The sequence below is a fragment of the Pseudidiomarina halophila genome (assembly GCF_003987215.1).
GTDB lineage: Bacteria > Pseudomonadota > Gammaproteobacteria > Enterobacterales > Alteromonadaceae > Pseudidiomarina > Pseudidiomarina halophila.
The window spans coordinates 683,585-696,379 of sequence record NZ_PIPW01000001.1 but is presented as its reverse complement, the minus strand read 5'-3'; the positions used below and the strand labels follow the sequence as shown (position 1 = coordinate 696,379).

10 protein-coding genes and 1 tRNA gene are annotated in these 12,795 nt (G+C 48.9%); 7 read left to right on the top strand and 4 right to left on the bottom strand.

Annotated features, from left to right (window positions below):
- Window positions 1-33: 33 nt before the first annotated feature.
- Together CWI69_RS03330 and CWI69_RS03325 are read left to right on the top strand one after the other, a co-directional pair.
- A complete protein-coding gene (locus CWI69_RS03330) occupies window positions 34-585 on the top strand; it encodes a cell division protein ZapC domain-containing protein (RefSeq protein WP_157984231.1) in 552 nt (183 codons plus the stop codon).
- An 83-nt stretch (window positions 586-668) separates the two neighbouring features.
- Window positions 669-2,411 carry a bifunctional 2',3'-cyclic-nucleotide 2'-phosphodiesterase/3'-nucleotidase gene (locus tag CWI69_RS03325; RefSeq protein WP_126761866.1) on the top strand — a complete coding sequence of 581 codons (1,743 nt, stop codon included), beginning with the start codon at window positions 669-671 and terminating at the stop codon, window positions 2,409-2,411.
- Here CWI69_RS03325 and CWI69_RS03320 read toward each other — a convergent pair.
- Window positions 2,390-2,466, bottom strand: a tRNA-Met gene (locus CWI69_RS03320). The two genes, CWI69_RS03325 and CWI69_RS03320, sit on opposite strands and share 22 nt — an antisense overlap.
- Before the next feature lie 181 nt (window positions 2,467-2,647).
- Here CWI69_RS03320 and rlmKL point away from each other — a divergent pair.
- From rlmKL to rmf, 5 genes are all read left to right on the top strand, one after another.
- On the top strand, window positions 2,648-4,786 hold the full coding sequence (gene rlmKL / locus CWI69_RS03315; RefSeq protein WP_126761864.1) for a bifunctional 23S rRNA (guanine(2069)-N(7))-methyltransferase RlmK/23S rRNA (guanine(2445)-N(2))-methyltransferase RlmL: 2,139 nt from the start codon (window positions 2,648-2,650) through the stop codon (window positions 4,784-4,786).
- Window positions 4,776-5,015 carry a glutaredoxin family protein gene (locus CWI69_RS03310; RefSeq protein WP_126761862.1) on the top strand — a complete coding sequence of 80 codons (240 nt, stop codon included), beginning with the start codon at window positions 4,776-4,778 and terminating at the stop codon, window positions 5,013-5,015. Before rlmKL ends, CWI69_RS03310 begins: the two co-directional genes overlap by 11 nt.
- Complete coding sequence (uup, locus tag CWI69_RS03305; protein ID WP_126761860.1) at window positions 5,012-6,919, top strand: ATP-binding cassette ATPase Uup; 1,908 nt, start codon at window positions 5,012-5,014, stop codon at window positions 6,917-6,919. The genes CWI69_RS03310 and uup overlap by 4 nt, the downstream gene beginning before the upstream one ends.
- Window positions 6,920-6,926: 7 nt before the next feature.
- A complete protein-coding gene (locus tag CWI69_RS03300) occupies window positions 6,927-8,672 on the top strand; it encodes a DUF3466 family protein (RefSeq protein ID WP_126761859.1) in 1,746 nt (581 codons plus the stop codon).
- A gap of 191 nt (window positions 8,673-8,863) precedes the next feature.
- Window positions 8,864-9,037, top strand: coding sequence for a ribosome modulation factor (gene rmf, locus CWI69_RS03295; RefSeq protein WP_126762823.1), 174 nt, complete (start codon window positions 8,864-8,866; stop codon window positions 9,035-9,037).
- A 99-nt stretch (window positions 9,038-9,136) separates the two neighbouring features.
- On the opposite strand, the gene fabA is transcribed toward rmf, so the two are convergent.
- The 3 genes from fabA to CWI69_RS03280 all read right to left on the bottom strand — a co-directional run bounded on the left by fabA (window position 9,137) and on the right by CWI69_RS03280 (window position 12,530).
- A complete protein-coding gene (gene fabA, locus CWI69_RS03290; RefSeq protein ID WP_126761857.1) occupies window positions 9,137-9,649 on the bottom strand; it encodes a 3-hydroxyacyl-[acyl-carrier-protein] dehydratase FabA in 513 nt (170 codons plus the stop codon).
- A gap of 77 nt (window positions 9,650-9,726) precedes the next feature.
- Complete coding sequence (locus CWI69_RS03285) at window positions 9,727-11,640, bottom strand: Lon protease family protein (RefSeq protein ID WP_126761855.1); 1,914 nt, start codon at window positions 11,638-11,640, stop codon at window positions 9,727-9,729.
- 23 nt (window positions 11,641-11,663) lie between these two features.
- A complete protein-coding gene (locus CWI69_RS03280) occupies window positions 11,664-12,530 on the bottom strand; it encodes a TraB/GumN family protein (RefSeq protein WP_126761853.1) in 867 nt (288 codons plus the stop codon).
- Window positions 12,531-12,795: the final 265 nt, after the last annotated feature.

The following is a 12,795-nucleotide window of genomic DNA, read 5'->3' as shown; positions in this document are numbered from 1 at the left end:
GCAGCATCTAATAACTATAAAAAGGGGATAACCGTGCACGCATCTCAGCACTGGCGCTGGATATATGACCCCGAGCAGCAACAGCTCGTTATTGAACTTGACCATGGTCTTGTGCACAAGTGTCCCTACAAACCTTCCCGCTTAATTCCGATGAAACCCATGCATGCTGCCTTCACCATGGAAGATGCGAGCTGTTTTCAGGAGTTTTACGACGCCCTGTCAGCTTATGAATTATGGGATCCGATGTTGCTCACTCAAGCGGCCATTAATCGCACAATTCTGGAACGTTTCGGGCGCCCACAGATGCCCCAAAGCTGGTACTTTCAGTCCTGTGAAACGGTGCCAAATTATACCCTCGAAACGGGAGCCTTAATCGAGCTCAATTCAGGTACCGAAACCGGCATTTTTGCAATCATGACCATCGACGATGAATTCGCTGAATGTATGCTGCTGACCAATTCACTGACAATATCTGATGTCAAAGTCATGCAGCAATTCGAGTCGGTGAAAGTTCTGCATAATCGTCTTCAACCCAGTCATTACCTGCAATTACACTACGACGACGATCATTTACGCCACGCATAAGTGAGCTTCTGGTGTTGCATAGTCTCAAATTCCTTACAATTTCTGCCATACTTATCGGCGGATTAAGCAGTTGCGAGCGAACGATGCCCAATCATGGCAGTTATACGACCTCTTTGCGGATCATGGAAACCAGTGATGTTCATGGTCAATTGCTGAGTTACGACTATTTTTCTGAACAGAATAAACCCGGCCTGGGTCTGGCTGCCACAGCGCTGCTCATTGCCGAGGCCCGAAAAGAAGCCCCACTTAACTTACTGATTGAGAATGGCGATTTGCTCCAGGGCTCAGCACTTGCCGATTGGGCTGTGGCTGAATTTCCAGTGGCACAGGCGACGCATCCCATTATCGCTGTTCTGAATCAGTTAAAGTACGATGTTGCCAACCTTGGCAACCACGAATTCAATTTTGGCCTGGATTTTCTTGCCCATAGCTACCGCGATGCAGAGTTTCCAATTGTTAGCAGTAACCTGCAGTTACTTGAGCAAGCGCCTTCGGCGCTCGCAGCGCAACTAACACCTATTGCCTGGTTTGACTATTCAGTGACGCCACCGTCGTCCGCGCCTGTTCCTTTAAAAGTTGCGGTAATCGGCGTAGTTCCGCCGCAAATCATGCAATGGGATCAGCACCATCTCGAGCATAAGGTCCAGGTTGACGACATGCTAAGTAGTGCCCGTGATGCTGCCCGGCAAGCGCGTCACCAGGGCGCTGATGTGGTAATTCTCGCGGCCCACACCGGCATGCCAAAGCATACCGCCAACCCAGAAGATGCCGAGCAAACTGGCTGGTTATTGGCCGGCATCAAGGACATTGATGCGTTGCTGTTAGGGCATCAACATGAAGTTTTCCCTGGCACTAATGTTTATGACCTGTTGCCTGAAGTAAATAGCAATCTCGGCACTATCCGCGGTATTCCCGCCGTACAGCCAGGAATTTATGGCAGCCATCTGGGCATTATCGACTTACAGCTTACCTATGATTTTGCCGACAAGAAGTGGCAGGTAAGTGATTTCCAGACAAGCGTGCGTGCTGTTAATGACAGCATGCACGAAGCTCCCGTCATAAAACAACAGATAGACCCTGCGCACAAAGCAACTCTGGATTTCATGCAGCAGCCAATAGGGCAGACCCTGGTACCTTTGAGTTATAAGACCGCGCGTGTGCAGCCAAGTAGTGCAGTACAGTTTGTACAACGAGCGCAGGCCTGGCAGGCACAGCAGTTGCTAACGGCCCATGGCTTAGCTGATTTGCCGTTGCTAAGCGCGGCCGCGCCTTTTGATGCAGCATTTGCTGCCAATGATCGGGCGACTACTATTGCCGCGGGGCCGATCACTCGCGGGGCTATTGGTGATCTCTACCGTTATCCTAATACTCTGGATGTCGTTAAAGTTAATGGTGCGCAACTGAAAGCCTGGTTAGAACACAGCGCTGAGGGATTGTTATCCGCCGCGACAGTAGCAGGGAAGCAATCAGAACAATGCTGGTCACTTATTAACGAAGATTTCCCGCATTATAATTTTGATATGATTCTGGGAGTCGATTATAACATCGACGTCCGCCAGCCAGTCGGTGACAGGATCGTTAATTTAACGTACCGGGCTCAACCCGTGGCCGCAGACGATGAATTTTATGTGGCAACCAACAACTACCGCGCTACCGGCGGGGGAGATTTCCCGTCGCTGGACGGACAAAATATCGTAGCCCGCGGCGCAGACATGCTGTCAGACGTGTTGTTAGGTTATATTGGGTCACTACCAGAAAATAGCTATCAGGAACAAATCGAGGAACATTGGCAAGTTATCGGAATTGGTTGCGGGGGCAGGATTTGAACCTACGACCTTCGGGTTATGAGCCCGACGAGCTACCAGACTGCTCCACCCCGCGTCCGATGCTGCGCATGTTACCAAGCTTTCAGGATAACGCAATGCTTATTCGCAGCAACTGCTGATTATTTCACCGATTCCGGTCCGACTGCTGCTTTTTAGCACAATTGCGACAATACAGTGCGCTCTGCATCACGTATAATCGAGCCGTTTTCAATGACGCAAAAGGATCATCCACAATTATGACGTCAGCTTTGCAACTTTTTGCAACCTGTGCCAAAGGTCTCGAACCACTGCTGTTCGATGAGTTACATAGCCTGGGCATCGATGATGTACAACAAACCCTAGCCGGTTGTCGCTTTAGCTGCGATCTCGAAGGTGCGTACCGCGTATGTTTGTGGAGCCGCCTGGCGAGCCGGGTACTCCTACAGCTTGGTCAATGTCCCGTGGGCTCAGATCTGGCCGCGGTTAGTGCTGAAGTGGCTGCCACGCCATGGCCCGAGCACATGACTGCCGAGCAGTCCTTTGTGGTCGATTTCACCGGCCAGAATCAACAGATCCGACATACCCAGTTTGGTGCACAGCTGGTCAAGGACGGTATTGTCGATCACTTCCGCCACGCCGGGCTAGGGCGGCCCAACGTTGATAAAGCGGAGCCGGACATTCGCATTAACGCCCATCTACAGCGTGATCAATTGACCTGGTACCTGGATTTAAGCGGTGAAGCGCTACATCGACGGGGCTACCGCCTGCAACAGGGGCAGGCACCACTACGTGAAACCCTGGCGGCAGCGATTGCTATTCGCGCCGGGGTAAATTCCGCGACAGAAGTTATTGTTGATCCATTTTGTGGCTCGGGTACTTTGCTTATTGAAGCCGCCATGATTGTGCTTGAGCATGCGCCAGGCTTGCGTCGCACCCACTGGGGTTTCAGCCATTGGCAGCAACATCAACCACAAATCTGGCAACAGCTCCTCAGTCAGGCAGAGCAACAACACCAACAGGCAAAAGCGGCACGACCACTGCGTCTGTATGGTTCGGACAATGATCCCCGGGTATTGGCTATTGCTGATCAAAACGCGCAACGGCTTGAACTGAATGGCTTTTTCACCTGGGAATCCAGTGATGCAACCAAACTCAATGCGCCAGAGAGGGGGGCTTCCGAGCAAAGCTCATTGCTGCTTTGTAATCCCCCCTATGGAGAACGGCTAGGCGAAGAAGTCGAGACCTTGTTGTTGTATCGTCGCTTTGGTCAACGGTTACGGCAGGAATTTAACGGCTGGCAAATAGCGATTTTAGCCGGTGACGAGAGTCTGTTAAAACGAGTTAAACTGCGCAGCCACAAAAAATACAAGCTGTATAACGGTGCCCTTGAGGTGATTCTGGCGCTTTATGACTTGAGTCAGGAGCAAGTTGAGTTTACTAAAGAGCAATCTGATGATTTAGCTAACCGGCTTAAAAAGAATTACCAAAAATTTGAAAAATGGGCGGCAAAAGAAAGTCTTAGCGCCTGGCGCATGTATGATGCAGACCTGCCCGAATACAACGCGGCAGTGGATGTGTATAACGAACATCTCGTCATTCAGGAATATGCAGCACCTAAAGATATTCCGCCAGCCTTGGCAAAAGAACGCTTATGGCATTTGCTTGATACCCTGGCTGAAGTATTGCCGTTCTCAGCCGCTAATATGCATTTAAAAGTGCGCCAGAAACAAGCGGGCAAACAGCAGTACCAGCGTCAACACTTGCGGGCCATTACTACCGTTGTTCACGAGTACAACGCACAGTTTATCGTCAATTTAAGTGACTATCTGGATACCGGTCTGTTTCTTGACCATCGTTGGGCACGAAAAACCATTGGCGAATTGAGCCAGAATAAAGTTGTTCTGAACCTGTTCGCCTATACCTGTAGTGCTTCTGTACATGCGGCATTAGGTGGCGCGCGGGCAGTTACCTCTGTGGATCTATCCAAAACATACCTTGCCTGGGGCGAAGAGAATTTTCGTCTCAATGGCCTGCAGCTGCGACCACATAGCTTTATACAGGCCGATTGCATGCAATGGTTACAGCGACAACCGCCACAGCAACGTTTTGATCTGATATTTCTCGATCCACCAACCTTTTCCAATTCGAAACGGATGCATGATGTGCTTGATATTCAACGTGACCATGTGCAGTTGCTCAAGCTTGCCGCGCGATTATTGAAAGATGATGGCGTGATTATCTTTTCGAACAACAAACGTCGCTTCAAACTGGATGAAGCTGGCCTGGCTGAGGCTTTTTTGCAGGCAGAAGACTGGACCAAACGCTCGATTAGCCCGGACTTTGCAAGACATAAAGGTATTCATCAGCTGTATAAGGTGACTCAGCGTGTCGACTGATTTTTATTTATTGAGTAAGCCGAATTGCCCATTGTGTAATGAAGCCCTTGCCCAGTTGCATCAGTTGCAACTGGAGGAGCCGATTCGTCTGCATTGGGTCGATATCAGTGAACAACCGGAACTTTATGAAGAATACGCCTTACTGGTCCCGGTGTTAGTGCGAGAAGCAGACGATGCGGAACTACGTTGGCCGTTCGGTGAGCAATTAATGGAGTTTGTAACAGTATGACGGTTTTACGCGTGCAACAGGCACAGCTCGCCTTTGGTAATGAACCCATATTAGATCGTGTTGACTTGCTTATCGAAGCAGGCGAACGACTCTGTCTGGTAGGCCGCAATGGTGCCGGCAAATCAACCCTGCTAAAAGCGATTGCCGGAGACATCCAGCTCGACGAGGGAACCATACAGAAAGTAGGGGATACAGTGGTGGCGAGGTTGCCTCAGGATCCTCCTGCGAACTCGGATCAACGTGTCTACGATTATGTTGCCGAAGCCCTGGCTGATGTCGGCGAAGTATTGAAGCAGTACCATGAAGTCTCGCAACAACTTACCGAGGAAGTACCCGACGATAAGCTGTTAGATAAACTTGCAACCTTGCAAACCCAGCTTGAAGCCGCGGATGGCTGGCAGTTACAAACGCGCATCGAGCAAACACTGACGCGCTTAGGGCTGGACGAAAACACCTCGATGGCGAGCTTGTCCGGCGGCTGGTTACGGCGCGTAGCTCTGGCGCGTGCTTTGGTTGTTGATCCTGATTTATTGCTGCTCGATGAGCCAACCAACCACCTCGACATCAATATGGTGCAGTGGTTAGAAAGCGTATTGCTGGATTTTCAGGGTGCGGTATTGTTTATTAGCCACGACCGTATGTTCATTCGCCGTCTGGCAACCCGTATTATTGATCTTGATCGCGGAAAATTGAGCTCGTTTCCTGGCGACTACGATCAGTATTTAACCGCAAAACAAGAACTGTTAGAAGTTGAAGCTAAGCACAACGCCGAGTTTGATAAAAAACTGGCACAGGAAGAAACCTGGATCCGGCAAGGCGTTAAAGCGCGACGCACACGCAACGAAGGCCGGGTGCGTGCGTTGCAGGCCTTACGCAATGAACGCAAACGACGCCGGGAGCAACAAGGGTCTGCCAAACTCGCAGTACAGGAGTCGCAACGCTCGGGTAAGTTGGTGTTCGAAGGCGAGAACATGAGCTTAAGCTTTGCCGGTCAGCCAATCTTTAAAGATTTTAACCTTACCCTACAACGAGGCGATAAGATCGCGCTTGTGGGGCCAAACGGTTGTGGTAAGAGTACCTTAATCCGGGTGGTGTTGGGGCAGCAGGAAATCGATAGTGGTGTGTTGAAGCTGGGGACCAACCTCGAAGTGGCTTACTTCGACCAACACCGCGCGAAACTTGATCCGCAGAAATCAGTGGCCGAAAACGTAGGCGAAGGCAAGCAGGATGTTACCTTTAACGGGCGCACCCGCCATATCCTGAGCTATTTACAGGATTTTCTGTTTGTTCCGCAACAAGCACGCACGCCGGTACATGCGCTGTCTGGTGGAGAGCGTAATCGGGCATTGTTGGCCAAGCTGTTTTTGCAGCCAAGTAATCTGCTGGTGCTTGATGAGCCCACTAATGATCTTGATATAGATACCCTCGAACTGCTTGAACAAATCATCGCAGACTACCAGGGGACAGTGATTCTGGTGAGCCACGATCGCGAATTCGTTAACAATACCGCGACCAGTATTCTGTTGTTTGAGGGCGCTGGTAAAATCACCGAAATCGTTGGGGATTTTAACGATGTTGAACATTATTTAGCGCATCAAACGAGTAAGGGAACTAAACCAGTACAGCCGCAGTCAGAAAAGCCTGCAAGCAAAGCTTCAGAGCCAATAAAGAAAAAGTTATCCTATAAGCTGCAACGTGAACTTGATATGCTACCCAAGCGCATCGAATCATTAGAGGCAGAGCAACAGGAGTTACAAGCGCAAGCCAGCAACGCTGACTTTTATGATCAGCCGCATGAAGTAACAGGGCCGGTTCTTGAGCGTTTAGCCGCTCTGGAAGACGAGCTTATTGCTGCGCTTGAACGTTGGGAAGAACTCGAAAATTTACAAAAAGAGAGCAGTTGAATCACATATGAAAAAATTTACTTTAGGGGTGCTTAGCGTAGCTGTCGCTTCGTCTTTTTTAAGCCCGGCAAAGGCCGAAGTCTTCACGTTTCAACAACTTGAAACCCCTGAAGAAGTCCGCCATTTGTATCCAACGGATATCAACGACAATCGGCATACAACGCTATTAGGACAGTTTCCTAACGATCTTGAAATTGATTTAACCAAGGTTCAGCCAAGCACACTGGCCTCAATTGGTATTGATCCTGAGTCAGAAGACCTGGCCGATTATTCACTGAGTTATAACCAGTACAGCGAATTGGTTCGCATATTGCGCGATAGCGTCAGTCCACAGCTTCGGAATCCACGCATCAGCTTCTATTTTGCGGGCTATTTCGATGGCCAGAGTGTTACTTTTAATAACTTTTTTAACGATACCGACCCCGAAACCCCAGAATTAGCGAACACTTCTGACCACTATTTTTACGGTCTGAATAACAATGATATTCGGGTAGGTTGGGGCACTGCACCTTATCGCTACGAGAGTTTTACTTACACCACCGATGGCGATGACCCGGAAACTATTACCTATGAAGCCGCTGAGCGCGATTTTATACGTCAGGCAATGTGGGCAGACGGTAACCAGACCAAGACCTACCCAGCGCCAGAACAGGCCTATTTGGGTGGTGAATCAGCCATGATGGAGATCAACGATCAAAATATGGCGGTCGGTTTTGTCAGTACGGCCTTGAGTCCGGACGCCATAGAGTATGCGGAACAGTGTGAAACCGCACTTGCGGAAGGTGACGCGATCCGTTCCGTCTACGGCTGTATGTGGCAGCGCTGGTTTTCGTTGCGCAATGCTACAGCAACAAACCTGCAGAATTATTACAACCGCACCAGCATTGCCAGCAATCAGTCTATTTACGACATACAGGCAGCAGTGTGGCAGCTCGATGCCAACGGTGACATCATCACTGTGGATTACTATCCGACCTTGATGGAACGCGCTGAGGACGACGACGCTGATTTCTCCAGCTATGCGTTCGCAATCAATAATAATGGTATTGCAGTGGGCCAAAGCTGGACCTATTACGAAGGCATTGCCGAAGCAAATCGCCGGATCAAAATGCCTGCAATTTTTAAAGATGGCGAAACCCTGCCAATCACTGAAAATCCAGATTATATCTGGGGCGCTGCAACGGACATTAATGATGAAAACCAGGTGATTGGTTTTGTCATCCGCAGCATTCAGGGGATTCAACGTAATGTTGGCTTCATGTATGAAATTGATACTGACACCTTTACCGAACTCCCGGGATTTTTCGTGGGGTCCAGTACCTTACCAGCAGCAATTAATAATGCCGGCGTGATCGTTGGTTCTGGTGAGATTGAAGCAAGCTTGTCGACGCAACGTCGCCGGGTTGGCTTCAGCTACGATAGCGCCGCGGAAAACGTAGCCTTTGTCGATCTCAATACTACTGTTGACTGCGAAGCTGAGTTATTTATTGCCACTGCCGATGGCATTAATAATGATGGTGTGATTGCCGCAACGACAATTAACGAAACTGAAATTGTCGATGATGAAGGCAATATGCGAACTGAGCAGTTTGCCAAGACGATTATCCTGGATCCCACCTCGGGGGAACCCAATCAATGTTCAGTTATAGATAATCGTGTTGAGCGCCAGGGCGCTGCGACTGGCTTCGGAGGTCTCTTCGCTATGTTCTTGATCGGTGGCCTTATTACGGTTCGTCGTTGGATCAAAGCTTAACGGAAAAACTTGTTCTAAAAAAAATTGAACGCAGATCTGACGCTTTTTCAGCAGCTTAGCCGGCGAACTGGAAAAGCGTTTTTTTTTGCTATTGAACTCCCTCTCTAAGTTGCTATCTATAATACAAGAGCGAAAAAAAATTCGCTCTTAGTAAGAAAGATTACAAGAACAACTGGACGAGGAAATTAATGATGAAAAGACAGAAACGCGATCGCCTGGAACGGGCACATGCAAAAGGTTTCCAAGCTGGTGTAGCGGGTCGATCAAAAGAGCTATGTCCGTATCAAAATCAAGAAATTCGTTGTCAGTGGTTAGGCGGTTGGCGCGACGCGCAAGAAGCGCGGAGTGTAGGATTATATCGTTAATCTGTCCAAGGCAAATTAGCTAAAGATTATCAACTTCTGAAAAAACAAAGCCCGCATAAAGCGGGCTTTTTTATGAAAACGTGATTGTGCCAGACGGAATCAGAAGTTGGATGTGTCGGTGAACAATCCTACCTTAAGATCCTTAGCGGTATAGATGGTCTTACCGTCAACTTCAACGCGACCGTCAGCTACGCCCATGAATAATTTACGCTTAATTACGCGCTTCATATCAATGAAATAGCTTACTTTCTTGGCTGTCGGGAGAATCTGACCAGTGAATTTTACTTCGCCAACACCTAGCGCACGGCCACGGCCGGGGCCGCCGCTCCAGGCCAGAAAGAAGCCCGTCAACTGCCACATGGCATCTAATCCGAGACAGCCCGGCATAACCGGATCACCTTTAAAATGGCATTCAAAGAACCAAAGATCCGGGGTGATATCGAGTTCAGCGTGGATGAAGCCTTTACCGTATTCGCCGCCTTCGTCACTAATGGTGACAATGCGATCCATCATCAGCATGTTGGGGGCGGGCAACTGGCTATTCCCTGGACCAAACATCTTGCCTTCGGAGCAAGCGAGCAGGTCTTCGCGATTTAAGCTTGATTGAGTCATAAACACCTTGTCTGCGGCGTGAAAAGTGCAGCTAGCTTAGCGAACACTTGTACGCTAAACAAGTCCGACTAGTCACTTTACCAGATTCGCTTGTACCATGGTTGCTCTGGTTCGCAGTGTTGCAGCTCGTCCAGACGCTTCTCAATTCGGGCATAAAGGTGGTTCTGTTTCTCACCAGTTAGTAGAGTGAGCGCCTCTGCCACGTCATCAATAGCATAAACATGGTAATGACCAGCAACCACAGCTGCAATCACGTCAGGCTCGAGATTGAGCTGACTCAGATTAGCACTTGGAATAATCACCCCTTGCTTGCCATCAAAACCACGTTCCTGACACAATGCAAAATGCCCTTCAATTTTTTCATTTACTGCACCAATGGCTTGTACACGACCAAATTGATCGACTGCGCCGGTGATTGCCAGCCCCTGGGCAATTGGTGCTTCGGCTAACGCCGAAAGCAAACAGCAGAGTTCGGCGAGGGAGGCACTATCACCATCCACTTCGTAGTACGACTGTTCGAACACAATAGTGGCGGATAAACGCATTTCTTCACTGCGGGCAAAGACATTGGCGATGTAGGCCGACAAAATCATCACACCTTTAGTATGAATATTACCGCTTAACTCTGACTTTCGGTCGATATCAATGATGTCACCGTCGCCATAATGCACCGTGGCAGTAATCCGTGTCGGTTCACCAAATTCAGTGCCACCCATGGAGACCACCGTCAGACCGTTAACCTGGCCGACAACGCTACCGCTGGTTTCAATATAAACCTGGCCTTCAAGAATTTGCCGCCGGCTTAGTTCAGCGATGTAACCATCGCGATGCAGGCGTTGTTGTAATACCGCCAGAATCGTATCGTGATCAATGCAGTCACGCTCTTGCTCGACTGCCAGCGCAGCTGCCTCCCGCAAAAGCTGCATGAGCGCTATGGTGTCGAGGGATAGCTCGGTTTGATAGTCGCTTAAGCGCGACGCGTACTTCAATACAAGCGGGATCGCCGAGCGTGCGAGCGGCAAGGTAGCAGCTTCACGTTCAACATAACTTAGATAATCAAAGTAGGGCACCAGTGGGTTTTGACTTACCGGGTAATGGGAAGAAAAGTCCGCCAGATAAGGGAAAAGGTTATCAAAATCACGATCCAATTCACGAAGTTGTGCATAGATTGAACGATCACCAAGTAGCAGTACTTTTAAATGAATCGGTACCGGCTCTGGTTGATAATAGGCAGCGATATTTGCTTCACCTGGCTGGGGCCAGTGAAATAGGCTGGTGCGCAGGATATACTTCAATTTCCGCCATAAGCCAGGCTGCATCAGCAATTCTTCGGCATCGATGGCCAGGACGCCACCGTTTGCTTTTAATAGCGCGCCCGGTTGGATCAAATGTAACTCTGAGGATATTGTCCCTTCAACTGACTGCAGTCGAATACTGCCGAACAAACTGGTTTCTGTAACCCGATCGCAAAGCACGAAATCGTCTGACTGAGCATCCGATTCGACGATAACCATAGCCAGTTCTTTACCGGGCAAATCGGCCAGACTCTTGTCTTTGATTTTCTCCAGATAACTGGCGAGTCGCTCACTGACAAAGGTGTCGGTTAATTTTTTCATTGCGCTGGCCCGGGCATCTGGATCCAACTCGAAAATTGCCATTAAGCCTTCTAATACTGCGCGGGCAGTACCTGCTGGCACATTGACACATAAAGGTTCGTTCGCGGAATCAGGATTCGCCAGGTACAACCAATCGAACCGTTCAAAATGAATCCATTGATGACGCGCCTGTAACTCTTGTAGTACATCCACTACACGCAATCCTGGCGAAGTTACCACGTAGCCGTGCGCATAACGTCCGCCAATACGCATGGTTTGTTTAATCGCGGCTAACGCCCGATCCTGACCAATAAGTGGATTAGCTTGCGGAGAAGCAGGGCGCTGTTGCGCCCATTCATCTATGGGAGGCTGCAATTGTTCAGCGGCGACGCGCATCAATTTATCCTTAATTATTTACTTTAATCTTGAACCTGGGTTGAAACAGCTTCAACCGAATAGCCTAAGTCCTTAAGCAGCTTGATCATACCAGCATTGCCACCTAAATGGCCTGCACCGACCGCAATAAATTCGCTTCCCGGAGCCTGTAATTCAGCATCCAGCTGTTGTTGCCAGTTACGGTTGCGATCATCCAGTAATAACGCGGTGTATTCTGCATAGGCGTCGGTATCCGCAATCATCCGGTAAAGGCCTTCCATGTCTTCTGCGACATACAATTTGATCATTTTATCCAGTTCAGCCTTTGCAGCAGATTCATCTTCTAAGGCTTCAATTAACCACTGTACCTGCTCTTCATAGGGGATTTGGTCGAATATACCAAACTGGAAATCAACGCTTTCCAGGCCATCAACCGCTTTTTGCTGTTGCACGGCTTGCTGAGTGAAGTGGCCTTCATAAGACATTTGCTGCTCACAACCCATTTGCGAGGTCATGACCATGCTACTTAAGATAAATGGCCGCATACCATCGAAGGTGGTTAATCCCATACCCATGGTTTCGGTCAAAAAGTTATCCAGTAGCACGTATTGATCCTCGCTTAGCTGGGCCGAAAGTTTACGACCCTGAGGGTCAAGTAACTTCGTTTGCATTGATTGCATGACGCCCGGATCCGCCATATCAAGCTCCATAATCAAACGATCAGCTTCATTAAAAGCCGTTGCTGTTTGTTCGTGAACGGTAAAATCGTTCGCGCAAATCATGTGAATGGTACCAAACAGGTAAGAGGGTTCTGCCATTTCGTTACCGCTGATTTTATAAAGCAGCGACGCCTGAGCACTGCCAACTGACAAAATGCCAGCGGCCATAAGCGTGGAAAATCTTTTCAACATGTCCTGATGTCCTTATGAGTTTTTTTGAATCATTGTTAAACCTAGGTGCAGTTTAAGCTGAAGCACCGCCAGACACAATTCACCGGGGGCGTGAAACCCCCTCTATTTACCATTTTACCAATTGCGCATAATGTATATTATGTTAAATGGTCTATGGATAAGTAATATAAACCTAAGTGGGTGTTCACATAATTTGGTGTTCTTACGTAATTATTTGGCAGTAACTGCCCTATGAATAGTACAGATTTCACGTAGCGCACGATTC

Bases quoted from the DNA above. Each gene is read 5' to 3' on its own strand.
- CWI69_RS03325 (WP_126761866.1), top strand. From the start codon at position 669: ATGCCCAATCATGGCAGTTATACGACCTCTTTGCGGATCATGGAAACC.
- rlmKL (WP_126761864.1), top strand. From the start codon at position 2,648: ATGACGTCAGCTTTGCAACTTTTTGCAACCTGTGCCAAAGGTCTCGAA.
- uup (WP_126761860.1), top strand. From the start codon at position 5,012: ATGACGGTTTTACGCGTGCAACAGGCACAGCTCGCCTTTGGTAATGAA.
- CWI69_RS03300 (WP_126761859.1), top strand. From the start codon at position 6,927: ATGAAAAAATTTACTTTAGGGGTGCTTAGCGTAGCTGTCGCTTCGTCT.
- rmf (WP_126762823.1), top strand. From the start codon at position 8,864: ATGAAAAGACAGAAACGCGATCGCCTGGAACGGGCACATGCAAAAGGT.
- fabA (WP_126761857.1), bottom strand. From the start codon at position 9,649: ATGACTCAATCAAGCTTAAATCGCGAAGACCTGCTCGCTTGCTCCGAA.
- CWI69_RS03285 (WP_126761855.1), bottom strand. From the start codon at position 11,640: ATGCGCGTCGCCGCTGAACAATTGCAGCCTCCCATAGATGAATGGGCG.
- CWI69_RS03280 (WP_126761853.1), bottom strand. From the start codon at position 12,530: ATGTTGAAAAGATTTTCCACGCTTATGGCCGCTGGCATTTTGTCAGTT.